Here is a 23,582-nt window from a genome sequence, read left to right as displayed (position 1 = left end):
CCATGCGCAATCCCCTCTTACGCGGCGTCTCAGCCGCCACCCTGACGGCTGCCCTCACGGTTCTGCTGACCGATCCCCAACCGGCGCTCGCTGCCGGCGGTGGCGGCGGTGGGCTTCCCTGGGAAGCGCCGCTCCAGACCTTCGTCAACTCGCTGACCGGGCCGGTTGCCTTCGCCATCTCGCTGCTCGGCATCGTCGTCTGCGGCGCCATGCTGATCTGGGGCGGCGAGATCAACGAGTTCGCCCGCCGCTTCGTCATGCTGGTGCTGGTGGTCGCCCTGCTGGTGTTCGCCACCAACATCCTGACTCAGCTTTTCGGCGTCGGCGCGGTGATCGCTTCGGCCGGGGCTGGGGTGGTGCTGGCGTGACCGGCGGCGCCAGCGGCCTGCGTCGGACCGAATTCCGCCGGGCGCTGCACCGTGCCAACCTGCTGATGGGCGGGGAGCGCGAGCTGGTGATGTTCACCGCTCTAGTGGCCGGCGGCCTGATCCTAACGGCGCAGAACTGGATCGCCGCGGCGGTTGGTCTCAGCGTCTGGTTCGGCCTGATCGGCTTTTTGCGGACCATGGCCAAGGCCGATCCCCGGCTGAGCCACGTCTACACCCGCCACCTCCAGTACCAAGCCTACTACCCGGCCCGGTCGCGGCCTTCCCGCGACCGATAAGGAGCGGCCATGCTGGCTCTCAAGACCTACCGTGACAAAGCCAAAGGCGTGCCTGATCTGCTCGACTGGGCTGCTCTGGTCGATGACGGGATCGTCCTCGGTAAGAGCGGCGCCCTGCTCGCCGGCTTCTACTACCGGGGGCCGGACACCGCATCCTCGACCGCCGATGAGCGCAACTATGTGACGGAGCGGGTGAACGCCGCCCTCGCCCGGCTGGGAAGCGGCTGGGTGAGTTGGTTTGAGGCCGCCCGCCTGCCCTCGGCCGGCTATCCATCGGCCGAGGCCTCGGCGTTCCCCGATCCGGTCAGCCGCCTGATCGAGGCGGAGCGCCGCCGCCAGTTCACCACTCACGGCGCGCACTACGAGTCCGACTATGCCCTGGTGGTGCAATACACCCCGCCGCTGCGGCGCAATACCAAGATCCAGGATTACCTGTGGGACGAAGACCCGACCGCGGCGCCGCAGTCCCCGGCCGACCAAACGCTCGCCGCTTTCCGGAAAGCTCTGGACGATTTGGAAGACGCGCTCGGCACCGTGCTGACGGTGCGCCGGATGGGCAGCTACACCCATGTCTGCGCCCAGGGCCGCGAGCACCTGCGCGACGAGCTGGTCGACTATCTGCATTTCTGCCTGACCGGCGACGACACCCCGCTGACCCTCCCGCCGGACGGGATGTATCTCGACGCGGTGATTGGCGGGCGCGAGCTGTGGACCGGCGACACCCCGCGCATCGGCGAGCGCTACATCGCCTCCGTCTCGCTGGAAGGCTTCCCCGGCGCCTCACACCCCAACATCCTCGACGTGCTGGAGCATCTGCCGGTGGCCTATCGCTGGTCCTCACGCTTCATCCATCTCGACCAGCATGAGGCGGTGTCCCACCTCCACCGCTACCGCCGCAAATGGAAGCAGAAGGTGCGGGGCTTCTGGTCTCAGGTCTTCCGCACCCAGGGCGGCGTCATCAACGAGGACGCCCTGCTGATGGCCGGAGAGGCCGAAGCGGCAATCACCGATGCCAGCTCGGCACTGGTCACCTTCGGCTACTACACCCCGGTCATCGTGCTGATGGGCGAGGACCGCGCCCAGCTGCTCGACAGCGCCCGGCTGGTGTCGCGCGAAGTGCAGCGCCTTGGCTTTGCCTGCCGGCTGGAAACCATCAATGCGGTGGAAGCGTGGCTGGGCACCCTGCCCGGCCATCCCAACCCCAACGTCCGCCGGCCGCTGATCCACACCCTCAACCTCGCCGATCTGCTGCCGCTCGCCAGCGTGTGGGCCGGGCTGGATGCCGCCCCCTGCCCCTTCTATCCGGAGGCGTCACCACCGCTTTTGTATGGTTCTGCCCCTGGATCGACGCCTTTTCGGCTCAATTTGCACGTTGGCGACGTTGGACATACCCTCGTCTTCGGTCCGACCGGCGCCGGCAAATCCACCCTGCTGGGCACGGTGGCGGCCCAGTTCCGCCGCTACCCTGGCGCCACCGTGGTGGCCTTCGACAAGGGCCGCTCCATGCTCGCTCTGGCGCTCGCCTGCGGCGGCGCCCACCACGACATCGCCGATGAGGCCAGCCGGCTGTCCTTCGCTCCGCTCGCCGCGCTCGACACCGCCGGGGATCTCGCCTGGGCGGAAGACTGGATCGAATCCTGCTACCAGCTGCAGAGTGGCATGCCGCCGACCCCGGCCCAGCGCGAGGAAATCCACCGCGCCATGCGGCTGCTGAGCCAGGAAAAGGGGCTGGAGGAACGTTCCCTGACCGACTTCCTGCTGACGGTACAGGACGAAAAGCTGCGCTCGGCCCTGACGCCCTACACCATCAGCGGCCCGCTTGGTCACCTGCTCGACAGCACCCGCGACGGGCTGGGAGAGGACGCCTTCACCGTCTTTGAGATCGAGGAGCTGATGGGGATGGGCGAGAAGAGCCTGATCCCGGTGCTGCTCTACCTGTTCCGTCGGTTTGAGAAGTCCCTGCGGGGTCAGCCGGCGCTTCTGCTGTTGGACGAGGCCTGGGTCATGCTCGGCCACCCGGTGTTCCGCGAAAAGATCCGGGAATGGCTGAAGGTGCTGCGCAAGGCCAACTGTGCCGTGGTCCTCGCCACGCAAAGCCTGTCGGATGCGGTGCGCTCGGGCTTGCTCGACGTGCTGTTGGAGTCTTGTCCCACCAAGCTGCTGCTGCCCAATGAGGAAGCCGACAAGGGCGGCACGCCACAGGTTCCGGGACCGCGCGACCTCTACACCTCCATCGGGCTGAACGAGGTGCAGATCGGCATCCTCAAGAGCGCGGCCAAGAAGCGCGACTACTACTACCTGTCGCCGGAAGGCCGCCGGCTGTTCTCGCTCGCCCTTGGGCCGGTGGCCCTCGCCTTCGTCGGCGTCTCCGACAAGGAGAGCGTGGTGCAGGTGCGCGAGCTGTCCGCCAGCCATGGCGCCGACTGGCCTTTCCAGTGGCTCCAGAAGAAAGGGGTGCGCCATGACCACCTTCTGTAAAGCCGCGACCGCTGCCAGCGCGCTGCTGGCCGGCCTCGCCCTGCTGCCGGCGCCGGCTCGGGCGGATGACTGGGGCTGTCAGGTCCTGCTCTGCATGAGCAACCCAGGCGGCCCGACCCAGTTTTCGGAATGCGTGCCGCCGATAGACCGGCTGTGGCAGCATCTGCGCCGTGGCGGCAGCTTTCCGACCTGCGACATGGCCGGCTCGCCGGAAAGTGGCGGCTCCTACGTGGAGCAGGTGTTCGATCCCTATGACCTCTGCCCCGCCGGTCTCCAACCAGCATCGGCCGGCCAATGGGTCGGCAGCAGCTCGCAGTTTGAACTCTTACCGCTTGGGGGCCTACCGGCGGATGGGAACACCGCGCGGCCGGCCCAGTCGGAGGCGTCGATCACCAGCGACCACGGCGGCAGCCTGGGGCCGCGCGCCTGTGTCGGCTCGCTGATGGGCACCACCGTCCAGGGCGGCTCGGACGATGAACGGATCACCGTCCACGTCTACGACGCTGTGCAATGGCTGCAACCGAAGTCGCCGCAAGCCTTTGACGTCTACATCGACTCTCGCCTCTTCCACCGCGTTCGCATGCAGTAGGTGACCCGATGCGCAAGCCCCTCACCGCCCTTCTGCTGTCCGCCTTGATGTTCCACACCCTGCCGGCGCAGGCGCAAGGCATCCCGGTGATCGACGTCTCGGCCATCGCGCAGATGATCACCCAGGTCGCCAACCAGATGGAGCAGATCAGCAATCAGGTTCAGATGATCGAGAACCAAGCCCGCACGCTCCAGACGCTGGGCGGCGGCAGCTTCGGCGAGCTGAACGGCAACCTCACCCAGCAGGTGGGCCAGCTCAACGCGGTGATGAACCGGGTCCAGGGGATCGGCTACCAGCTCGGCGGCATTGAGCAGGAATTCAACCAGCTTTTCCCGCCGGGAACGAACTGGCAGTCGGTGCCGACGCAAGACGTGGCGCCCTATTACCAGCGCTGGTCCAGTCAATTGCAGGACGCCTCGCGCACGGCGATGGACAGTCAGGGCGTGGTGCGCAACGTCCAGCGCAACGTCTCGGCCGCGCAAGGCATCCTGGCCGATGCACAAGCCTCGGACGGCGAGGTGCGCCAGCTCCAGGCCACGAACGAAATGCTGGCCCTGCTGGCGACCCAGCTCGGCGACATGACCATGACTATGGCGACCACCGGCCGGGTCACCGCGAGTGCGGCGGTGGCGGCGCAAACACGCTCTGACGCTCAGACTGAGCTTCTGCGTCGCTTCACCGCTCCCGCCACCGTGCCAACTGGTGATGGCAAAGCCTTCTAAAAGGAAAGTGGAATGATCCAAGTAAAGACGTACGTCGCCATTCTCATTCTTGTGGGTTCAATCGCTGGTTCTGCGGTCATCACACATATTGTAACTCGCTACAGTGTGAGCGTTACCTGCGCAACCGCTGAGCCGGCTCCTACGCGGCGATTGCCGATTGGTCCAGGCCCAACGGTAAACACCAGGGATGGCAAAGCATTCTAAAGGGAGGGTAAGATGCGGCTGAAGACAGTCCTTCAATGTCTTGCTATTGCAGCCTCCTGTGCCGTCATCCTGACTGTGGGTGATGCTCTTGCGCAAGTGAGCAACAACTCTCTTGATGAAATTACAACGCTGTATCAGGAAAGGTCGGCGGCGTGGCAAGCAACCTTGCGGAATGCGGCTCTCAATCTCTTTTGGCTTTTGGCAGCGATCGAGTTCGCCTGGGCCGCTATCCGTCTTGTGCTGCGGGGTGCCGATTTTGGCGAATGGGTAACAGAGGTTGTCAACCAAGTCCTTTTCATCGGCTTTTTCCTGACCCTGTTGCTCAACTCGGCCGACTATGCCCAAGCGATTGTCGATAGCTTCCGGCAAGCCGCCAATCAGGCGAGTGCGGCCAGTGGTGGTATGCAGCAGATTACACCATCGAACATTTTTGACGTTGGCCTGAGACTGGCTACCCGTATTGTTGACCAAGTCTCGCTTTTCTCCCCTGGTGATAGCGCTGGATATGTTTTGGCGGCGCTGATCGTCCTCATTTGCTTCGCCCTGATCGCTGCCTTCATGATCCTGGCCCTGGTGGAGAGCTACATCGTCATCTCTGCCGGCGTTCTGCTGATGGGTTTTGGCGGCTCGCGCTGGACCAAGGATTATGCCGTCAAAGTCATGGTCTACGCTATGGCGGTGGGCGCCAAACTATTCGTCCTCCAACTGCTCGTTGGGCTTGGACAAGCAATGATTCAGAGCTGGGAAGACCGGCTCGTCAACACCACCTCCGATATCTTTGTCATTGTCGGTTCCGGCGTTGTCATGCTGGCAATCACCAAGGTGGTGCCGGACATGGTCCAGAGCCTCGTGAACGGCACGGCCCCCAGCGGCGGTGGTGCCCTGGTCGGTGCTACCGCAGCAGTCGGCGGGGCTGCAGTTGGGGCCCTGGCCGGTGCGGCCGGCGCCGGCATGGCGGTCGGCGGTGCCTCCAAGCTTGCGAGCGCCCAGCTCGCCAGCTCCGGCCTATCATCGTCCCCTCCGCCCGCTTTTGCCGCCCGCATGGCCGCTCGTACTGCCGGCAACCTCGGCCAGGCGGCGGTACAGGATGTTGGCCGCCGCCTGTCCGGCCGTCACCACGGAACCATGGGTGGGCGTATGGGCGAAAGCATGATCCACAAGGCCCGTGAACTGCGAGCCGCTGCCGAAAAGCCGCAGGCACCCCAGGCTCGGCAAGCCCCCCAGCAGGGGCAACCGACGGGCCAACCTGACAACGTGATCCGCCCCGAATAGGCGTTCGGTTTTGAACGCCAGGGGGATGGAGTCCTTCGATCTATAGGCAATCGACTATGAAGACCCACGCCTTTCGCAAGCCGAGATCACCACAGAAACTGTCTGCCGAGACTCCCTACCTCTCGGCCCGGCGCGAGTGGAACGAGCGCTACGGCTCCTACATCGCCCGCGCCAATGCATGGCGCCTCACGGCGCTGTCCAGCCTCGCCATTGCCGCGCTGGCGGTCGGGGGCGTGGTGTGGATCGGCAGTCAGAACCGCCTCGTTCCCTATGTCGTAGAAACCAACAAGCTCGGCGATACGGTCGGGGTCCGGCGGGCCGATCAGATCTATGTGCCCAACGAGCGGGTGATCCGCGCCCAGCTCGCCCGCTGGGTCAGCAACATCCGCTCCGTCTATGTCGATGCCGCGGCGGAGCGCGCGCTGATCGACGAGGCCTTCGCCATGCTCAACAAGCGCGGCGCCGCCTATCCGCAAATCCTCGAACACTTCCGGTCCAACGACCCGTTCAAGCGGGCAGAAAGCGAAACGGTGACCGTCGAGGTGCAGTCGGTGCTGCCGATCAGTCAGGACACCTGGCGGATCGAATGGCGGGAAAGCGTGATGAACCGGGACGGCTCGGTCAAGCAACCACCGCTGTTCTGGCAGGCCACGGTGACGATCAGCATCGCCCCGCCGGCCACCGAGCAGGCGATCCTCATGAACCCGATGGGGGTCTACGTGAACAGCTACTCCTGGTCCCAGCGGCTTATCTGACAGGTGCCCCCATGCTCAAGGAAACCTTCATCCTGACCGCCCTGGCGGTGACCGTAGCGGGACCGGCGCTTGCTCAGCAAGTTCCGGCCATCCAGACGGCGCAGACGGAAGCGCCCGGCGCGGCACCGCCGGCCGGCCATCCCCCGGCTGTCCTGACCCGCCGCACCGGCACCCCGCCGCCGGTCAACCTGATGTCGGGCAAGGAGGCCGAGCTGAACGCCAAGGAACAGCGTGGTGTCGCGCTCTCTGGCGAGTGGCGCGGCGGCAAGGACCATCCGGCACGCGGGCAGGCCGGCCGCGTCACCTTCACCTACGGCTCCACCCTGCCCTCCGTCGTCTGCGCCCCTCTGCGAGTCTGCAACCTCGAACTCCAGCCGGGTGAGGTGGTGCAGCAGATCGACCTCGGCGACATTGCCCGCTGGAAGGCCACCCCGACCGCCTACGGAACCGGCGCCAACCAGACCAGTGTCATCGTCATCAAGGCGAGCGACAGCGGGCTGACCACCACCATGACCATCGCCACCGACCGGCGGATCTACGTGGTCCAGCTCGTCAGCCGCACCAAGGACTGGATGCCGCTGGTGGCCTTCGTCTATCCGGAAGATGTCCAGCAGGAATGGGATGCCTACCGGGCGGTGGTGAACCGACGTCAACAGGCCACCACCCTCTCCGATGGCCTGAACGCTGCCAATCTCGATTTCAACTTCGCCATCCGTGGCGACACCCCGTCCTGGCGGCCGGTGCGGGTCTACACCGATGGACGCAAGACTTACATCCAGTTTCCTAGCGAGATGCGCTACGACGAGTCCCCCGCCCTGGTGGCGATCGGCGCGGACGACAAGAAACAGCTGGTCAACTACCGGGCCAGCGGCGACCGCTATGTGGTCGACAAGGTGCTGCGCCATGCGGCGCTGATTTCCGGTGTCGGCAGCGACCAGACCAAGGTCGAGATCCTGCGCGAAAGGAACTGAGCCATGCGGCACCCCCTGCAAGCCGCGGCGGTCGGCGCGATGTTGCTGCTCGGCGGCTGTGCCGGCGTCGGTCCGCGCTCCTCCTACGTCGAGGCGGTGACGCCGGCCGATGCTCCGGTGCTGGCGGCCGACATCGCCGGCTTCGTGGCGGAGCGCCTGCCGGCGGCCGCCACCACCCTGGCGCTTGATGCACCGGCCGGCGAGCTGGCCAGCGACAGCCTGACACCGGTCCTGCGCGGCGAGCTGCGGCGGATCGGCTTCGGGGTGGCGGACGCCGGCCAAAAAGCACCAGGTGCCCTCCCCCTGCGCTATCTGGTGACGCCGCTCAATGCCGGAGTGCTCGTGCGTCTCCAGGTCGACCGGACCACGGCCTCGCGCCTGTGGCTGCGCAACAGTGCCGGCACCCTCCAGGCCGGCTCGCCCTTCACCGTGCGGGAGGACGCCGCAGAATGACCGACCAGACGCAGCAACCGCCGACCGATGCCCCCGACCGCTCGCCCGATTTCCTCGCTGGCCCGACTCTGCGGCAGACCGGTGGCCGGCGCCTGACCCGTGTGCCGATCTACATCCTGATCGGCATTTCCGCTCTCGTGGCTATCGCCATCGCCTACACGATGAACGAACGGGCCAAGCGCCGGGCGGCCGGCGCCGGCAGCACCGAGGTGGTGGCGGCACCGGAGCCGGTGGACGCCAAGCCGCTGTTCGGCGTGGCGCAGAACGCCGGCATCATCGAGGCGCGGCGGGCAGCCCCGCCCCCAACCACCCCGGCGGCGCCGCCTGCGATCACCCCCGCGACCATGCCAGGGGCACCACCGGACCCGATGGGGCGCGGCCCTGCCGCCAATGGCGGCCGGACGCCGGAGGACGACGCCCGGATGCGGGCTTGGCAGCAGTATGATGCCGAGATCCGGCGGATCGAGGAACAGCGCCGGGCGGCGCTCAAGGCTGCTCTGGAAGCGCCGACCACCGTCCCCAGCAACCGCACCCAACCCGGGCAGATGCAGCAGCCGGCCGCGGCCGGTCCTGGCGCCGCCGGCACCAGCTCACAAGCGCTCGCCCAGCTTGCCAACGGCTTTGGCAGCTCGGGGTCGAGCGGCGGCCTGGGCGCGGCCGGTGGGACTGGTGGCGGTGATGGCGGCTATGGCAGCGGCCAAAGGCGTGGGGGACAGGGCACCGGCCCAGATTCCAAACGCAACGTCCTCAATCAGCAGCCGGCGCGCGGCTCGCACTACCTCGCCGGCACCCGCGAGGCGGCACTGTCGCCCTATGAGGTGAAGGCCGGCACCATCATCCCTGGTGTCATGGAAAGCGGCATCAACTCGGACCTGCCGGGCATCATCAAGGCGCGGGTGCGCGAGAATGTCTACGACACCGCCACCGGGCAATATCTGCTGATCCCCAAGGATTCCATGCTGATCGGCAGCTACGACAACGGGGTGGAGATGGGCCAGGAACGGGTGCTAATCGCCTGGAACCGGATCATCTATCCCGACGCCTCGTCGCTGGATCTCGGCAGCATGCCCGGCGCCGATCAGGGCGGCTATGCCGGCGTGTCTGATCAGGTGAACAACCACTATTTTCGGACCTTCGGCAACGCCCTGTTGCTGTCGATCTTCTCGGCCGGCGTCCAGCTCTCCCAGCCGCAGCAGCGCGGCGACACGCGCGGCGGCTATGATGCGCAGCAGATCATCGCCGGCAGCCTCGGCCAGCAGATGGGCCAGCTCGGCGCGGAGTACGCCCGGAAGGGCTTAAACGTCGCTCCGACCCTGGAAATCCGTCCCGGCTACCGCTTCACCATCATGGTGACCAAGGACATGATCATCCCGCCTTGGCAGGGGTGAGTGCATCAGGATCACAGCAAGAGGACCGGGGTGTCTCAGGTCCTTTTGCTTTTTGGCTCATCGCCACAGTCTTCCCATCAGGCTCTTGCCGTTCACCCCGCTTGTGGACCTTCTGCCTGAACCACGCCGGGCTTTCTGAAGGTTCCCTCTTCGCAGGAAGCGAGGCTTCCGGAAAATTCGATGCCGTTCAGTGGTACAGATCCCGAAAGCCAGGGGACGCTGGGCGCGAAAACCGCGAGGGTGCATAGGGCGTTCGACATGCTCGCGGCTGACATCATGGCGCCCGCAACTGCCAACTCGGCCTGACCATTCAGGCGTTCTGCATGGTCTCCGCGCTATGAAGGGATGCTGGTTGAAACCCAGCCCTTTCCAGGGAGCCAACGAGCGTTCAGCGCCTCTGCTGTGCGTGCCGCCGCGATGGGAGGTTGCAGGAACGTGAGCAACGCCTCCTGCAGTGCCTCGAACGACGCGAACTTGACGGCGAGTGTGTTGCGGCGAATGAATGCGTCCCAGTTACGCTTCGTCGTGTCCAGATTGGCGAAGGCCGGCATCAGACTTGGTGGGTCCGCCTCCGGGAGGTCGGTTTTGCGCCGGGCAAAGGTAGCGGCAATCGCTTTGGCCATGATGTTCCCGTTGATCTTGAACGTGCGGCTGATAACCCCAAGATCGTAGAAGTCTTTGAGTCGCCCGTTGATGTCGCCCAAGGAAATGGTGGCTTCAAGTTTTTCTGCGATGACCGTCTCAGGCGGATAGGAGAGCACGTGCGGCGCGGGCTGGTCCAGCAGCGTAGGGAAGTGGATTTCCTGAGTGCCGGGCGTGATGGCATCACCGAAGCCGATATCGACCTGGATCGGAAAGCGTGCTCCGGAGATTGTTGCGTTTGTTGTAACGCGCACGCCATCGTATTCGTCTTCGGGGCGTATTCGCGTTGCCTCAATGGCCGTCAGGTCAAACTGGACGCCGTCCTCCGCGGGGAGAGACAGGATGCTCTGGAAGGCTTTCTTTATCTCATCGGTGTCACTGCTACCGAAGGAAAGGAAATCGGCGTCCCGGGTGGAACGAGCCGTATCCGCCTGCCACGCCAGGAAAAGCAGGCCACCTTTCAGGATAAAGCGATCCCTGTGCTCGGAAATGCTGATGCGGTAAAGCAAGCGTTCCAGACTGTACTGCGTGCCGATCTGTTGAAAATCGGCAGCGCGGACTTTAGCCACGTTGAGCAGCTTCTGCCGTACTGAGGCAGCGATGTTTCTGGGGGCCTTAATCGTCACTGATGCAGGCCTCGAGATACGGGCGAACAATCTTCGCAACCCTCAATTCAGAGGCGTGGTCGAGAATCTCTTGGGGTTTGGCTTTGCGCTTTCTCAAAGCCAAACGCATTCCCTCGATTGCCACATCGACACCCACCAGCGAACGAAACTTGAAGCAATCGGCGACGGTCTTGGCTGGTGAGAAGATCGGCACCAGTACCCCTTCGATCTTATAGTGTTCCACTCCGGCGCTGATCGCCGCCCTTGCCATGTGGACGGTTTTGACGGGGGGATAGGCGAACTGGGGTCGCCAAGTCCCTTGCGGCAGAGCAAGCCAAACGCGCGATGGCATCTGCAAGGTCAAGCCATGATACACGAGGGCGGAAATGAGACAGATAACGCCTTTGGGAACCAGTCTTGCCACTTCAGCGAGGCTGTGCGCGGCGTCGAAGTCGGTGTCCGGCAACTGGTAGAGACCTCGAGCGAGTTGGACCACATCGCCCGTTTCGACCATCCGCATCAGTGTTGAAGGGGGCACTCCAAGCGCCCTGATGTCACGGGATCGTGCAATTCCATGCTCCCGCAGAAAGGCAACAACCTGCTCCCGCCTGGTGGAGCCCATGGTACGAACCCTCAATATTTTCCAACAAGTATATAGGATTTGTACCAGATGGGAAGACCTCAAAACGGTGACCCGTTCCCCAGCTTGGTTCTTGTCAACCGATGTAAGCCGCAGGATGGGAGGCGCGTAACTAAGGTTCAAATCAGGCCGGATTGATGGGAGCAATCAGCTCCGGCCGATCGTTCCGGACGTTTCCGACATCGCGGTGGACGGGCCACAGGCGCGTCTGGTCCGCCGGGTAGGGGCGCATCAGTGCCACCAGATCATCGGCGCCAACCTCCTCCTCGCCGAGCCACGCGGGCCAAGCCGACGGCGGCAGGATCACCGGCATGCGGTCATGGACAGCCGCCGTGACCTCGTTGGCCGTTGTGGTGATGATCGTGAAGGTATGCAGCCATTCGTCGGAGGCCGGGTCCTTCCAGCCTTCCCACAGGCCGGCGAAAGCGTCCGGCTTCTCGTTGCTGGTGGTGCCGATCGCGTAAGGGTGTTTCGTCTTCCCCTCGACCCTCCATTCATAGAAGTTGTCGAACGGGATTAGACACCGGCGCTTGCGGAACGCCGACCGGAAAGACGGCTTGTCGGGGACCGACTCCGCGCGGGCGTTGATCATCCGTGCCGCACCGGCTGCGTCCTTGGACCACACCGGCACCAAGCCCCAGCGCAGCAGGCTGAGCGTACGCTCCTTCGTCTCTGGACGGGTCCGGATCACCGGCAGCATCTGCAACGGCGCCGCATTGTAGCGTGAGCCGAACTCGGGCAACTGGCCGACCACACCGAAGCGGGCAGCGATCTGATTGGCCGGGCTGTGGATGGCAAAGCGTCCGCACATGTGGCCAGGATGATCGTCGGGATTGATTGCGTCAACCAGGCCGGCCGGCTTGGCGACTGCCCATCCGCGCCGCCGGCAAAAGGGACAGGGCAGAGCGTCGCGCAGCTCGGCAATCCGAATGTCGGGCCCCAGACGCTGGATGGTGTCGATGACGTCGACGTCCCACCGCCGCCGGCAGGCTCCGCAGGTTGCGGTGAGCTGGGCGCGCACTGTCATCAGATCGCCGACCCGGGCACCGTAGCGTGACAGGTGCGAGGACGATGTCCATGACGATTCTCCCCAATGCGCGCAGCGGGCGCACGCCATGCCTGAAATCGCTTCCTTCAGGAAGGCATGCGGCCCCACCCGACCCATCAATTCCGCACCATCGATGCCTTCCTGATGGCCGCATCGATGGCAGAGCCAGACGACCTCCACCGTCTGGCGGAGAAGGTCACGGAGGTGGAGGATGGGGAGCAGTAGGATGGCACCCGGTTTGCTCATGCGTTCCTCATACGTTCTTATCAATGAGAAGCGTCAGCGGAAACTGGAGTCAAGGGGAGCGAACCTCAACTGGGCCAGGCGCTGGTCGCCGCTTTCCGAACCGTCGGCCAAGGGTAGCTCGCCCATGCGGGAGGACAGGCGGATGGAGCCGGAGAACCCCATGGGGTCACTACACGGAAGTCTGCAGATTGTCCGGGATGTGGGAGGAGATCGTGTCCCTGGCCGTGGTGTAGGAGCGGAGAGGCGCTCATGGTCTCCGGGTGGTCTGGCCGGGATTGTCAGGCGGCCACAGCGGGCAGGCTGACGAGGGGATCATCGCCGAGTGGGGCGATGGTTTCCAGCGTCATGTAGCGCGCCCTCTGGACAGCCCATTCGTCGTTCTGTTCCAAGAGGATGGCACCAATGAGGCGCGTAATCGCCTCCTCGTTCGGAAATATGCCGACAACCTCGGTGCGTCGCTTGATCTCGCCGTTGAGACGTTCAATCGGGTTTGTCGAGTGGAGCTTGGCCCGATGCTCCTTGGGAAAGGTCATGAAGGCCAGGACGTCTTCCTCCGCCTCGTCCATCAGGTCGGCTAGCTTCGGCAGCTTTGGACGGACCTGATCAGCCACTTGCCGCCACTGCGTTCGGGCGGATGCCGCATCGTCCTGTGCGAAAGCAGTGGCGATGAAGGCCGCCACGACGCGCCGGCCGCTTTTGCCGGCATGGGCAAGCGCGGTCCTGGAGAAATGCACCCGGCACCTTTGCCACGTCGCCTGGAAGACGCGGGTGACCGCCGCCTTGATGCCGCCATGGGCGTCGGAGATCACCAGCTTGACGCCGCTCAGCCCCCGGCGTTTTAGCTTGCGCAGGAACTCGATCCAGAAGGTCTCGGCCTCCGACGGGCCGATGTCCATGCCCAGGACCTCGCGGCGGCCGTCGGTGTTGACCGCCACCGCGATGGTGACGGCCACCGAGACGATGCGCCCGTTCTGGCGGACCTTCACGTAGGTGGCGTCCAGCCACAGGTAGGGCCAATCGCCTTCGATGGGACGGCCAAGAAAGGTCTTCACCCGTTCGTCGATCTCCTCGCACAGCCGGCTGACCTGGCTCTTGGAGATGCCCGACATCCCCATGGCCTGGACCAGATCGTCGACCGAGCGGGTCGAGATGCCCTGGATGTAGGCCTCCTGGATCACCGCGGTGAGCGCCTTCTCGGCCATCCGCCGCGGCTCCAAAAAGCCGGGGAAGTAAGACCCCTTGCGCAGCTTGGGAATGCGCAACTCAACAGTGCCGGCGCGGGTCTCCCAGTCGCGATCCCGGTAGCCGTTACGCTGGACGAGCCGCTCGGCAGACCGCTCGCCATGACCGGCCCCGGTCAGGCCCTGCACCTCCAGTTCCATCAGCCGTTCGGCGGCGAAGCCGATCATCTCACGCAGAACATCGGCATCCGCGCCCTTCTCAAGCATCGCGCGAAGCGCCATCATCTCGTCGGTCATCGTGGTCACCCTCGGTCGAGGTTGTGTTGTGGTGACCAGACTCTACCGAAGAACCACGATGACCGCCCGCTGTGGATAACCGGCCCGCCTACGCCAGCCATGGGAGGGCGCTGCGGCGGGCCGGTTCCCCACAGCTCCTTGTATGTCGCGCGGTTCCATATTCAGACCTGGGCGGTTGGCGACGACCAACCGCCCAGGTTGGCCGACCCCGCCAGCTCCTTGGCCGGAAAGCCGTGGTGTAGCTTGAGGGCGACCAACCTTCCTTGAAGTCCGAACGGTTGCGTGAGCCTGAGCTCGCACTACAAGGAAGGATCACGAGGATGTCTGAACAAACACGGGTGGCCGGCATCGATTGCGGCAAGGACTTTCTGGATATTGACGTCTTTCCCGACGCGGCCCCGCTCCGGGTGGTCAATTCTCCCCAGGGGCACCAGGAGGTGGTGGCATGGTTCACCGAACGAAAGGTAACCGTGGCCGGCCTGGAAGCCAGCGGCGGCTATGAGCGGCCGATCCGTGATGCCCTGCGGACGGCTGGTGTCGAGGTCCGGATTTTCGATCCGGCGCGGGTACGCTTTTTCGCCAAAGCGAAGGGGCGGCGGGCCAAGAATGATAGCCTTGACGCCGCGGTGATCGCTGAGTTTACCGCCAGCCAGACGACTGTTCCCTCGCTCCCCGACGATCCCGTTCGCGAGGAATTGGCCGGCCTGATCAAGGCGCGCCGCCTACTCGTCGACAAGCGGGCCGATCTGAACAAGAGCATCGCCCATGCCCCGGTGGCGGCGCAGGAGGCGCTGTCCCGTGCCGTCGAATATCTGACTCGCGAGGTTGATGCATTGGACGCGGCCATTTGCCAGACGGCCAAAGCTCAGCCGGTCCTCTCACAGACGATCCAAGCTCTCCAGACCGCGCCAGGGGTGGGTCCCGTGACGGCGGCAACTCTAGCCGCCCTGTTGCCTGAATTGGGGAGGACGTCGGGTCGAAAGATTGCCGCCCTCGTCGGTGTTGCGCCCTTCGATCACGATAGCGGAAAGATGCGGGGACACCGCCATATCGCCGGTGGGCGTGCCGATGTTCGGCGCGCCCTCTATCTGGCGGCGCTTTCCGCCGCCACCAACACAAAGGGCGTTATCGCGGATTTCTACAACAGCCTGATTGAGCGCAAAAAGCCATCCAAGCTCGCCTTGACCGCCTGCGCACGCAAACTGGTCGTCCGCCTCAACGCCATGCTGGCCAAAGGCGCAACCTGGGAGGCCAACCCCGCCTGAGAGTGCCGACGGTCGGCGCTCGTCGCCGACCGCATGCCAAACCAAACGAACCGGGAGCGCGGACGGGTCAAGGCCGCCGCCGCCCAAAGGGCGGGCGCGCGCCAGCGCGAGCCTTGACGCGGAGCACGCCCGGTTCACGAACTTTCCTCGCTAGACACGGTTGCTACACCACCCCGTGGGGCACGACCTGGGAGGGTGAGACCGTGTGTTCCGACGTCCCGCGGTGCCGGCTTGTCATAACGCCCGAAGGCTGTTTTACGGGCGGTCGGTCAGCGGGGAGATCTGCAGGCTCAGAATATCCCCTCGGGATGCGGAATTTGTTCATTGACAGAGAAGATCTCCATCGCCGCTATGGGTGATCAGCGCATGGACTGCAGGAACACGCACCCGCGAGCGATCTGTGCATGGTCTGCACGCCCTCTCGCGCCGGCCGTGGTGACGTTTCGGTTCTTGCCCGCACGATTAGGGAGTGACTTGCTATGTCAGACCTTCTCCTGACCGGCCTCACCGTTCTGATCGCTGAGGATGATCCCCTGATCGCAATGGAGTTGGAGGATCTGCTCACCGACTACGGCGCGACCTGCCTCGCTCCGGTCGGCTCAATCAGCAGCGCTCTGACGCTGATCGCAGCAAGCCGCTTCGACGTGGCGCTGCTGGACGTCAACCTGCGTGGCGAGCGGATCGATCCGGTGGCGGACTGCCTAGCTACCGTGGGAACTCCTTTTCTCTTCACCACGGGTTATGGTGAGGATGGTTTGCCCAGCGCGCATCGCCACCGGCCGGTGATCGCAAAGCCATTCAGTGCTTCAGCGATTGTCAGCGCTCTGGCACGGCACCGTCCAAGCTGAAACGCTGCCTGCTGGGGGCCGGAGCAGGCGGGGGAACCTGTCAAAGAGTGCCCCCTCGCTCTCGGTTGCGGAGAGGCATTTCCATATATTTTGTTTGGCGACCAAACGGATTGCGCAACACAAGCCGCGGAGAAGCTGTTCAAGATCTGTCGCCCTTCTGTCTGTGACAGACCAACCCGCGCTGAAAACCTCATGTCAGCACACAACCCGATCTTGCTGGTGGAGAACAACGCCAAAGACCGAGACCTCTTCTTGGAGGCCTACCGGGAAACCGGGCTTGTTCATGATCTTGTCGTGGCGCGGGATGGTGAGGAGGCGCTCAAGCTCCTTCTCCCGTCACCCGATGCTTCCGCCGCCCTCCTGCGTCCCGCTGTCGTCGTCCTTGATCTGAACCTCCCGACCCTCAGCGGGTACGGCGTGCTGCGGCGGCTCAAATCATATCCGGCGACCCGACCGATCCCGGTGGTTGTCTTCACCAGCTCGCAGGATCCGCGGCATCGTGCGCTTTGCTACCGGTTGGGTGCCAACGCCTACGTTGCGAAACCGGTGCGGTTTTCCGGGCTCGCCACGGCCTTGCGGGTGCTGGGCCGGTTCTGGACTGGCTTAAACCGTCTTCCATCGTACGAGGAAGCGGCCCTTCCCTTGCCATGATGGCGGGTCAACGGGGGAGCGGCTTGCACGGGGAGCGGCGGCGAGAGCAATCCATGACAGGGTAGGTGCAGCGCGGAAAGCGGCAGGCGTCGCCTATCGCGTCGGTGGCGAGGGTGGCTAGTGGTCCGCGCCGAACGGGCAGTTACGTTCTACAAAGGATGCTGGCAGGCTGCGGGGCATGGATGTCTCGCAATGGGCCATTGACCTGAAGCTGGCGCCTGCCGACCGGAATCGGTTGGAGGCCCTTGTCCGCAGCGGCAACACGCCGCAGAAGTTGGTGCCGCGCGCCCGGATCACTCTGCTGAGCGACGGCATGCGCCTGAACGGCGCCATTGCCCGGGAGGTCGGCGTCGCCTTGTCGACCGTGCACCGCTGGCAACACCGCGTTCAGGAGCAGGGCGTGGACGGGCTGGTGCGCGACAAGACGCGCCCGTCGCGCATCCCACCCCTGGCACCCGACGTCGTCGAGCGTGTGGTGGAGATGACGCTCCAGGAGCCGCCCGGCGAAGCCACGCACTGGAGCAGCCGCACGATGGCGGCGGCCAGTGGGGTGAGCGCCACCAGCGTGCGCCGCATCTGGCGCGCTCACGGCCTCAAGCCGCATCGGGTGCACACCTTCAAGCTGTCGCGCGATCCCAAGTTCGTCGAGAAGGTCCAGGACGTGGTCGGGCTGTACATGGACCCGCCCCAGCATGCCTTGGTGCTGTCGGTCGATGAGAAGTCGCAGATCCAGGCGCTGGAGCGCACCCAGCCGAGCTTGCCGCTGGCCAAGGGGCAGCCCGCCACGCAGACCCACGACTACACCCGCCATGGCACGACGACGCTGTTCGCGGCGCTCAACGTGCTGGACGGTACCGTGCTCGGCCAATGCGCGGCGCGGCACCGGCATCAGGAATTCCTCCGCTTCCTCAACGCCGTCGAGGCGGCGGTGCCGGTCGGCAAGGTGGTGCATGTCATCCTGGACAACTATGCCACCCACAAGCACCCGAAGGTCCGCGCCTAGCTGGAAAAGCACCCGCGGTGGGTCTTCCATTTCACGCCCACCTCGGCGTCGTGGCTGAACGCGGTGGAGGGCTTCTTCGCCAAGCTGACAACCAGACGCCTGCGGCGAGCCAGCTTCCGCGGTATCGTGGATCTGCAAGCCGCCATCCACCGCTTCATCGCTGAGCACAACAAGACGGCCAAGCGCTTCGTCTGGACCGCCGATCCTGACCATATCATCGCCAGCATCAACAAAGCTAAACAAGCGTCAGGCGCGGACCACTAGTACGTAGCGCACGGCTGCGGCCACGGCGGAGGTCGAGGCGTCCCGCGTCGGGATAGCGGAGCCATGGCTTATTGGCCAACGGTAAACCATTGCAGGGCCCTATCGGCGATGAATCCGAACTCCGTCGCCGCCGATGAACTCGGCGCCGTCCTGATCTTCTGCAGGGTGTCGTATAGGGCCGGGTGCCCCTTCTCGATCCGCGTGACGGTGTTGACGTTCACGCTGGCAAGCTCCACCACTTGGCGCACTGTCATCTCCAAGCCGGCTCGCGCCATGCGCAACTGCATCCCCGTCACTGTGCCCTGTCCTGTACTTAGCATTCGAGGAAATGGTATCGAGACAGCGTCTCGGCCATAGGGACGGTCAAACTTGACCGCAAAAAGGTAGTATATGCACAGAACAGTGGCACCGTTCACATTGTATTAACTTGTAGAGGCCCATGTTGCTTCCAAGTTCTCGTTTCCTCCCGAACCAAAACTAAAGGCCGCCCCTTCTTGGAAGCGGCCTTTTTCTTTGTCTGCAATCTTGGGAGTGGTCCGCTGGGGTCAGCGCAGGAAAGCCTCAGCATGTTGAGCCAACGTGGACAGGGAGAAAGGCTTGCGTAAGACAACCAGATGGCCCGGCTCATCGTCGAGAAGGTCTTCGCTGTACCCAGTCATAACAATGATCGGAAGGTTGGGGCGCTTCGCCCTCAGTGCTTCGATCAATGCTCTCCCACCAAGGATCGGCATCTGCATATCTGTCACCAATAAATCGGCAGGATCCAATATATCAGCGTCTATAGCTTCTTGCCCATTATGAGTTACAGTGACCCGGAAGCCTTCTTCTTCCAACACGTCCGTTAAAGCCATTGCAACGAGTTCTTCGTCCTCAGCGACGAGGATGTGCACTCTACCTGTCATGGCCCATCCCCATCGGTAAAGATCCCATTTGTTTCAAATATTGGAGCGACGCAGCTCCGTCTAGTGGGGATCTTGTCTCTCAGCAACAGCTGCGCACTCAACTCGTCATGGAATGCCTATTCACTTGTAAAAGTGTACCATTCGGACTCTCTAATGCCTATAGCTTCAGGACAGGGGAACATATCGCTATCACTGATTGTTCAGAGAGTGAACCAATTGGGTTCATATCTATGGCTCGTTCCTCCCGCTCAATACTGAAGGCCGCCTACAGCTCCCGCTAGGCGGCCTTCATTTTGCTCACGCACCGCACAGCATCGCCTCAATAGGGCGCGCCCTAATGAGACGTCTCACGGAGGCGTTGCGGGTGATCTGAGACCGGAAAATTCCTCCAGGAATGGGTAAAGTCCGTCATCGAGTGACCGCCGGCGCCAGGAGCCTGTCCAGTTCATCCGGGTCGATGAGCGCTGTCTGTGCCATGCCCGACCCTCCATTGGAGCGTCCATCGGCATGCGGCAGATGGATCCAGGTCGCAGTGCGCCGGTACACAGGGAAAGAGAGCGAGTCGATCAGCTCCTCATCGGTTTCCACGACGTAGCTTCCCGCCGGCTGCACTCCGTCCATGCCGTTCAATTCGAAGGGACCGGTGAACGTCACAGTCCTGGTAGTTGTGCGGGTAAATGCGGTGCTCATCGAACGGTGCTCCCATGCGTGTCCGGCGGTTTCTGAAGGTACCTTCCAGGTCAGACCGCCGGTTTGACGAGTGACCCGATAATCGCATCTCGATGAAGAGGCGGGATGTGCCCGTTCGAAGTGACGGGCTTGCGGCGGATGGCGTCCTGCAGATGCTCTCCGGGTGGTCGAACGCAGCCGTCGTCTTTGCAGGACGTTCATCTTGCAGCAGACACGCTATCCGCTGAAACCCGAAAACGCCAACCCTGCAAGAAAGCCGACTGACATGCCAAGTGTCAGATTGGCCATACTTTTCCATTTCGGTGCGGACAAAGCCCAGGCTGCACGCTCTCAAGCAGTCCACTCTGACAGCGACGTATTCCTGAGTGTCATCGCAACCTCCTGGTACGAGCTTCATAATGAATATGGTGGCTATAGTTTATATCGCAATGATCGGCATCAAATATTTATAACAAATCTCATTTGATAGCAAATCCTGTCCGCTTTGGTCTCCTTAATTCATACGCGATTTTATTGTCTCGATGTGGAGCGCGATCATTTTCCACCGCTCCATCGGGGCAGGCCGCGGCGATGCCGTTGCGATTCCCGGCTCAGGACGCCATGAACCGGACCGCCTCGACCGATTGCCAGATGGTGAAAGCCCCGACCAGGATCACGGCGGCGGCTGCCGTCAGGGACAAGGCCAGCAACACCCCGTCCTCCTCGAGATAAGCCAGGGCGATCAGCATGATCGTCACGGCCGGAACGACGTTGCTCAGGGGAACCGGCACGAAGAAGACACTTGTCAGCGCGAGAACGACAAGCCCGACCACGCGCGTCGTTGCTTCGAACGGAGTTCCAGCGCGGGTGTATGACCGTCTCCATGCGCCTCAACACCGGCACGGCACGATCGACCAGACGGACCAGACGCCGTGTCGAAAAGCGCCGGGAAGCGATGATCCGGGGGAAGGCTGGACTCTCGCGCGCCAGGATCATCTGGATCGCCGGGATCGTCAGCACCAGGCCGACGACCGGTGACGTTCCCGGCGCCAGCCCGATCAGCGCCAGCAGCAGCAGAACGATGCCGAAGGAGCGCTTGTGGAGTTTGTCCAGCAACCAGCCGAACGACACCCAGTCGGCTGGAGCCTCGGCCAGCAAGCCACGCAGAACCTCGGATGTCGGGATATGCTGGTTTATGACCGGGTCCATGGCGGCATCGCTCCTGGCCTTTCCGGCAGCCGGCACCGGGCCGGTCACGCCGGGATCGACACCGTGACGGTCGTGCCTTTGTCGGACCGGACGGTCACGCCGCCGTCGATCTGCCCGGCCAGCAACTCCATCAAGGTCAGACCGAGCGAACCGGAGCGTCTGTTCTCGGGCATACCGACGCCGTCGTCGGCGATGCCCATGCGCAGAAGACTGCGCGAGGTATGGCGGAACGAGACGGCGATGCGGCCGGATCGACCGCCTGGGAACGCGTATTTCAACGCATTGATCATCGCCTCGTTGGCGATCAGGGCGAGCGGGATGGCTTGGTCCGGCTTCAGAAACGCTTCGTCGGCGTCGATATCCAAGACCACCTGCAGGCCTTGTTCGGTCTCGAAGGACGCCAGCAGATCACGGCACAGCATCCCCAGATACCCGCCGAACTCGATCTCCTGCAGGCCCTGCGCCCGGTAGAGCTTCTCGTGGATCTCGGCCATGCGGTCCAGCCGTTCCACGGCGCTGCGCAGCGCCTCCTGCACGGCCGGCTCCTGGTTCCGTGTGGCGTCTAGCTGGATGCGCAGGAAGGACGACGCCATCTGCAAGGTGTTCTTGACCCGGTGGTTCACCTCCCGCATCAGGTCGTCCTTCTCGCGCAGCAGCATGTCCTTGTCATTGAGCGTATTGCGCAGCACCCGCTCCACGTCGACGCGGCGCTCAACCTCGGCGGTGAGTTGGCGGTTTAGCTCGTCCAGCCGGCCGGTGCGCAACGAGACGCGGCGGTCCAACTCCTCGTTGAGTTGTCGCAGTTCATCTTCCGCCGCCTTGCGCGCGGTGATGTCGACAAAGGACGCGAAGTGATAGCGGATGCGGTCTTCCTCGAAGACGGGAGCGACATGCTGGAGTACCCACAGCTCCTTTCCATCCTTCCGGTAGAGCTGCACCTGGCGCACGATGGCCTCTCCGGCGCGCAGCGCCAGGTCGATGGCACGCGCCACCTCCGGGTCGGTGTCGGAGCCGGACAGGAGGTGATAGCTCCTGCCCAACACCTCCTCCCGCGCGTATCCGCTGAGTTTGATGAAGGCGGCATTGACGAAGACGATCGGTACATCCGGCAGGGTCGGATCGGCGATCAGCATTGGCATCAGAGTCGATTCCGCGGCCACCACAAAGGGACCGCCACGCGCCTCCTCGTCCCTGACCATCTTCTCTGCGTCCTTCTGGTCGCGGGAATTACCGGGCATGCAACGCTCCTTGGTCCAATCGTTTCTGCTGAAAGGATATAGCTGCGGAGCGCAGCCTTCCTAGGCGAAGAGGTACAAAGCACCCTCCGCCGCCCGTTCCCTCGAAGAGTCAAATATATCAATGGATGCGCCGATGATTTTTCCTGAGCTTCTTATATACACAGAAATTCAATTTTTAAACAATCAAAAGGACATCTTCTTTTTATTCTGCTATTAATCGCCGTTTTTTTCAATTTATATTTCAAGAGACATTGATATTTTGCGTCGCAGCATAATATAAGCTTCAGTCATTCAGGTCGAGCACAGCGCTCCCGGAAACCAGACCCAAACAGATATGGAATTGATATGGACGACGGCACACACACCGCTCCCACGACCCGCCCGACCATTCGCAGCGCAAGCGACGAAACCGTGGCGCGCAACGATGGGCCGAAGGGCGCCACCATTCGAAGCGCCAGCGAGGAACACGCGCCGAAAGCCGGCCGAGGCTTCGGCCAGCAGCCGAGGCCCTGGCCGCCGACGCTGCCCGGCGCCTCGGGCAACCAGGGCTTCCCGGAAACCGTCCAGGCCGCCGGCCAAAGGTTCAAGCGCGCGTTCAACCAGGGCGTCGAAGACAGGGGCGCTCGGACGATGGCACTCGGCGGTGCCCTGATGGCCAGCTATGGAACGGCCTTTTCCGAAGCCGTCTCCTTCATGAACAAGGCCGTCGAGCGTCAGAACGAGATGATGGGCAGCATGCTCCAGGCTCGCGGTCCGCAGGACATCGTGACGGCGGGGAACCGCTACCTGCTCGGCGGGTGGCTGGCCTTCTTCGAGATCAATGTCCGCGTCGCCCAGGCTGCCTCCCGTCTGACCCCGGACGCCAGGCAAAACCCTGACGCCTGACGTCGCTCCAGCAACCGCAGCCCCGGGAACCGCAGGAGGATCTCCGTTGACCAGTTCGGAAAACGGGCCGCAGACGCTTCTCACCGTCGAAGAGCAGGTGGACGTCGCCAAGCGCCGGCAGGTCACCGGGACCGTCCGCGCCCGCACCCTCAGCCATGAGTGGGAACAGCCGGTCGAAACCGATCTGTCGGTGGAGACGCTGGAGGTCGAACGGGTGCCGATCGGACGCTTCGTCGATGGTCCGATCCCTAACCGCCAGGATGGCGACACCACCGTCATCTCGGTGATCGAGGAGGTGGCGATCGTGGAGGTTCGCCTGAAGCTGGTGGAAGAAGTCCGGATCACCCGCCGCACCGAAAGCCGCAGGATGACCGAACACGTCACGTTGCGCCGTCAGGACGTGGTGATCGACCAGGATCCCGCGCCGAACGACCCAGAGGCCTGACCGGGCCAGACCGCTTCAAAAATCCTAAACAGTCGAAATCCCACTGGA

At 63.6% G+C, this 23,582-nt stretch carries 24 protein-coding genes and 2 pseudogenes; 17 read left to right on the top strand and 9 right to left on the bottom strand.

Annotated elements, in window-relative coordinates:
* Positions 1–2 precede the first annotated feature (2 nt).
* The 10 genes from M5E06_RS15155 (at position 3) to M5E06_RS15110 (ending at position 9,496) form a co-directional block, all read left to right on the top strand.
* Complete coding sequence (locus tag M5E06_RS15155) at positions 3–368, top strand: TrbC/VirB2 family protein (protein WP_252138867.1); 366 nt, start codon at positions 3–5, stop codon at positions 366–368.
* Positions 365–664 (top strand): conjugal transfer protein TrbD, encoded by a 300-nt coding sequence (locus tag M5E06_RS15150; RefSeq protein WP_252138866.1) that lies wholly within the window; start codon positions 365–367, stop codon positions 662–664. Before M5E06_RS15155 ends, M5E06_RS15150 begins: the two co-directional genes overlap by 4 nt.
* Positions 665–673: 9 nt before the next feature.
* Positions 674–3,142, top strand: coding sequence for a VirB4 family type IV secretion/conjugal transfer ATPase (locus tag M5E06_RS15145; RefSeq protein ID WP_252138865.1), 2,469 nt, complete (start codon positions 674–676; stop codon positions 3,140–3,142).
* Positions 3,126–3,731 (top strand): hypothetical protein, encoded by a 606-nt coding sequence (locus M5E06_RS15140; protein ID WP_252138864.1) that lies wholly within the window; start codon positions 3,126–3,128, stop codon positions 3,729–3,731. Before M5E06_RS15145 ends, M5E06_RS15140 begins: the two co-directional genes overlap by 17 nt.
* Positions 3,732–3,739: 8 nt before the next feature.
* Positions 3,740–4,453: a type IV secretion system protein gene (locus M5E06_RS15135; protein ID WP_252138863.1), complete on the top strand. Its 714-nt coding sequence runs from the start codon at positions 3,740–3,742 to the stop codon at positions 4,451–4,453.
* Between the two features lie 216 nt (positions 4,454–4,669).
* The gene (trbL, locus tag M5E06_RS15130) at positions 4,670–5,929 is read left to right on the top strand and encodes a P-type conjugative transfer protein TrbL (protein ID WP_252138862.1); all 1,260 of its coding nucleotides are present in this window, start codon (positions 4,670–4,672) and stop codon (positions 5,927–5,929) included.
* A 56-nt stretch (positions 5,930–5,985) separates the two neighbouring features.
* Positions 5,986–6,684 (top strand): conjugal transfer protein TrbF, encoded by a 699-nt coding sequence (gene trbF / locus M5E06_RS15125; RefSeq protein WP_252138861.1) that lies wholly within the window; start codon positions 5,986–5,988, stop codon positions 6,682–6,684.
* An 11-nt stretch (positions 6,685–6,695) separates the two neighbouring features.
* Entirely contained in the window at positions 6,696–7,655 is a 960-nt protein-coding gene (gene trbG, locus M5E06_RS15120; protein ID WP_252138860.1) for a P-type conjugative transfer protein TrbG, read from the top strand.
* Positions 7,656–7,658: 3 nt separating this feature from the next.
* A complete protein-coding gene (locus M5E06_RS15115) occupies positions 7,659–8,108 on the top strand; it encodes a conjugal transfer lipoprotein TrbH (RefSeq protein WP_252138859.1) in 450 nt (149 codons plus the stop codon).
* On the top strand, positions 8,105–9,496 hold the full coding sequence (locus M5E06_RS15110; RefSeq protein WP_252138858.1) for a TrbI/VirB10 family protein: 1,392 nt from the start codon (positions 8,105–8,107) through the stop codon (positions 9,494–9,496). The genes M5E06_RS15115 and M5E06_RS15110 overlap by 4 nt, the downstream gene beginning before the upstream one ends.
* Before the next feature lie 335 nt (positions 9,497–9,831).
* Here the strand turns inward: M5E06_RS15110 and M5E06_RS15105 are convergent, their stop codons facing one another.
* The 4 genes from M5E06_RS15105 to M5E06_RS15090 all read right to left on the bottom strand — a co-directional run bounded on the left by M5E06_RS15105 (position 9,832) and on the right by M5E06_RS15090 (position 14,155).
* Positions 9,832–10,707 (bottom strand): nucleotidyl transferase AbiEii/AbiGii toxin family protein, encoded by an 876-nt coding sequence (locus M5E06_RS15105; protein WP_252138857.1) that lies wholly within the window; start codon positions 10,705–10,707, stop codon positions 9,832–9,834.
* A 46-nt stretch (positions 10,708–10,753) separates the two neighbouring features.
* Positions 10,754–11,365: a type IV toxin-antitoxin system AbiEi family antitoxin domain-containing protein gene (locus M5E06_RS15100; protein WP_252138856.1), complete on the bottom strand. Its 612-nt coding sequence runs from the start codon at positions 11,363–11,365 to the stop codon at positions 10,754–10,756.
* Between the two features lie 142 nt (positions 11,366–11,507).
* Positions 11,508–12,677 carry an SOS response-associated peptidase gene (locus M5E06_RS15095; protein ID WP_252138855.1) on the bottom strand — a complete coding sequence of 390 codons (1,170 nt, stop codon included), beginning with the start codon at positions 12,675–12,677 and terminating at the stop codon, positions 11,508–11,510.
* A 278-nt stretch (positions 12,678–12,955) separates the two neighbouring features.
* A complete protein-coding gene (locus tag M5E06_RS15090) occupies positions 12,956–14,155 on the bottom strand; it encodes an IS256 family transposase (protein WP_252136941.1) in 1,200 nt (399 codons plus the stop codon).
* 320 nt (positions 14,156–14,475) lie between these two features.
* Here M5E06_RS15090 and M5E06_RS15085 point away from each other — a divergent pair, with 320 nt between their 5' ends.
* The 4 genes and pseudogenes from M5E06_RS15085 (at position 14,476) to M5E06_RS15070 (ending at position 18,186) form a co-directional block, all read left to right on the top strand.
* On the top strand, positions 14,476–15,420 hold the full coding sequence (locus M5E06_RS15085; RefSeq protein ID WP_252138854.1) for a transposase: 945 nt from the start codon (positions 14,476–14,478) through the stop codon (positions 15,418–15,420).
* 479 nt (positions 15,421–15,899) lie between these two features.
* Positions 15,900–16,268, top strand: a complete 369-nt coding sequence (locus M5E06_RS15080; RefSeq protein WP_252138853.1) for a response regulator — start codon at positions 15,900–15,902, stop codon at positions 16,266–16,268.
* A gap of 192 nt (positions 16,269–16,460) precedes the next feature.
* Complete coding sequence (locus M5E06_RS15075; RefSeq protein WP_252138852.1) at positions 16,461–16,919, top strand: response regulator; 459 nt, start codon at positions 16,461–16,463, stop codon at positions 16,917–16,919.
* 178 nt (positions 16,920–17,097) lie between these two features.
* Positions 17,098–18,186: pseudogene (locus tag M5E06_RS15070) on the top strand (IS630 family transposase).
* A gap of 68 nt (positions 18,187–18,254) precedes the next feature.
* Here M5E06_RS15070 and M5E06_RS15065 read toward each other — a convergent pair.
* The 3 genes from M5E06_RS15065 to M5E06_RS15055 form a co-directional block, all read right to left on the bottom strand.
* Positions 18,255–18,440 carry a hypothetical protein gene (locus tag M5E06_RS15065; RefSeq protein ID WP_252138851.1) on the bottom strand — a complete coding sequence of 62 codons (186 nt, stop codon included), beginning with the start codon at positions 18,438–18,440 and terminating at the stop codon, positions 18,255–18,257.
* A gap of 291 nt (positions 18,441–18,731) precedes the next feature.
* On the bottom strand, positions 18,732–19,076 hold the full coding sequence (locus M5E06_RS15060; protein ID WP_252138850.1) for a response regulator: 345 nt from the start codon (positions 19,074–19,076) through the stop codon (positions 18,732–18,734).
* A 420-nt stretch (positions 19,077–19,496) separates the two neighbouring features.
* Positions 19,497–19,778 carry a hypothetical protein gene (locus M5E06_RS15055; protein WP_252138849.1) on the bottom strand — a complete coding sequence of 94 codons (282 nt, stop codon included), beginning with the start codon at positions 19,776–19,778 and terminating at the stop codon, positions 19,497–19,499.
* 202 nt (positions 19,779–19,980) lie between these two features.
* Between M5E06_RS15055 and M5E06_RS15050 the strand changes: the two genes are divergently transcribed.
* Complete coding sequence (locus M5E06_RS15050; RefSeq protein ID WP_252138848.1) at positions 19,981–20,244, top strand: hypothetical protein; 264 nt, start codon at positions 19,981–19,983, stop codon at positions 20,242–20,244.
* Positions 20,245–20,368: 124 nt separating this feature from the next.
* Here M5E06_RS15050 and M5E06_RS15045 read toward each other — a convergent pair.
* Positions 20,369–20,966: pseudogene (locus M5E06_RS15045) on the bottom strand (exopolysaccharide biosynthesis protein).
* Positions 20,967–21,010: 44 nt separating this feature from the next.
* Positions 21,011–22,204 carry a sensor histidine kinase gene (locus tag M5E06_RS15040; RefSeq protein WP_252138847.1) on the bottom strand — a complete coding sequence of 398 codons (1,194 nt, stop codon included), beginning with the start codon at positions 22,202–22,204 and terminating at the stop codon, positions 21,011–21,013.
* Positions 22,205–22,549: 345 nt separating this feature from the next.
* Between M5E06_RS15040 and M5E06_RS15035 the strand changes: the two genes are divergently transcribed.
* Entirely contained in the window at positions 22,550–23,089 is a 540-nt protein-coding gene (locus tag M5E06_RS15035) for a hypothetical protein (protein WP_252138846.1), read from the top strand.
* Positions 23,090–23,135: 46 nt separating this feature from the next.
* The gene (locus M5E06_RS15030; RefSeq protein WP_252138845.1) at positions 23,136–23,534 is read left to right on the top strand and encodes a YsnF/AvaK domain-containing protein; all 399 of its coding nucleotides are present in this window, start codon (positions 23,136–23,138) and stop codon (positions 23,532–23,534) included.
* Positions 23,535–23,582: the final 48 nt, after the last annotated feature.

Origin of the sequence: Azospirillum sp. A1-3, assembly GCF_023806445.1 — a bacterium.
In the GTDB taxonomy this organism is placed as follows: Bacteria; Pseudomonadota; Alphaproteobacteria; order Azospirillales; family Azospirillaceae; genus Azospirillum.
The sequence above is the reverse complement of the archived record's forward strand: the minus strand, read 5'-3'. Positions and strand labels throughout refer to the sequence as shown.

Coding starts and splice junctions, on each gene's coding strand:
- M5E06_RS15155 (WP_252138867.1), top strand. CDS start 3: ATGCGCAATCCCCTCTTACGCGGCGTCTCAGCCGCCACCCTGACGGCT.
- M5E06_RS15145 (WP_252138865.1), top strand. CDS start 674: ATGCTGGCTCTCAAGACCTACCGTGACAAAGCCAAAGGCGTGCCTGAT.
- M5E06_RS15140 (WP_252138864.1), top strand. CDS start 3,126: ATGACCACCTTCTGTAAAGCCGCGACCGCTGCCAGCGCGCTGCTGGCC.
- M5E06_RS15135 (WP_252138863.1), top strand. CDS start 3,740: ATGCGCAAGCCCCTCACCGCCCTTCTGCTGTCCGCCTTGATGTTCCAC.
- trbL (WP_252138862.1), top strand. CDS start 4,670: ATGCGGCTGAAGACAGTCCTTCAATGTCTTGCTATTGCAGCCTCCTGT.
- trbF (WP_252138861.1), top strand. CDS start 5,986: ATGAAGACCCACGCCTTTCGCAAGCCGAGATCACCACAGAAACTGTCT.
- trbG (WP_252138860.1), top strand. CDS start 6,696: ATGCTCAAGGAAACCTTCATCCTGACCGCCCTGGCGGTGACCGTAGCG.
- M5E06_RS15115 (WP_252138859.1), top strand. CDS start 7,659: ATGCGGCACCCCCTGCAAGCCGCGGCGGTCGGCGCGATGTTGCTGCTC.
- M5E06_RS15110 (WP_252138858.1), top strand. CDS start 8,105: ATGACCGACCAGACGCAGCAACCGCCGACCGATGCCCCCGACCGCTCG.
- M5E06_RS15100 (WP_252138856.1), bottom strand. CDS start 11,365: ATGGGCTCCACCAGGCGGGAGCAGGTTGTTGCCTTTCTGCGGGAGCAT.
- M5E06_RS15095 (WP_252138855.1), bottom strand. CDS start 12,677: ATGAGCAAACCGGGTGCCATCCTACTGCTCCCCATCCTCCACCTCCGT.
- M5E06_RS15090 (WP_252136941.1), bottom strand. CDS start 14,155: ATGACCGACGAGATGATGGCGCTTCGCGCGATGCTTGAGAAGGGCGCG.
- M5E06_RS15085 (WP_252138854.1), top strand. CDS start 14,476: ATGTCTGAACAAACACGGGTGGCCGGCATCGATTGCGGCAAGGACTTT.
- M5E06_RS15080 (WP_252138853.1), top strand. CDS start 15,900: ATGTCAGACCTTCTCCTGACCGGCCTCACCGTTCTGATCGCTGAGGAT.
- M5E06_RS15075 (WP_252138852.1), top strand. CDS start 16,461: ATGTCAGCACACAACCCGATCTTGCTGGTGGAGAACAACGCCAAAGAC.
- M5E06_RS15065 (WP_252138851.1), bottom strand. CDS start 18,440: ATGACAGTGCGCCAAGTGGTGGAGCTTGCCAGCGTGAACGTCAACACC.
- M5E06_RS15055 (WP_252138849.1), bottom strand. CDS start 19,778: ATGAGCACCGCATTTACCCGCACAACTACCAGGACTGTGACGTTCACC.
- M5E06_RS15040 (WP_252138847.1), bottom strand. CDS start 22,204: ATGCCCGGTAATTCCCGCGACCAGAAGGACGCAGAGAAGATGGTCAGG.
- M5E06_RS15035 (WP_252138846.1), top strand. CDS start 22,550: ATGGACGACGGCACACACACCGCTCCCACGACCCGCCCGACCATTCGC.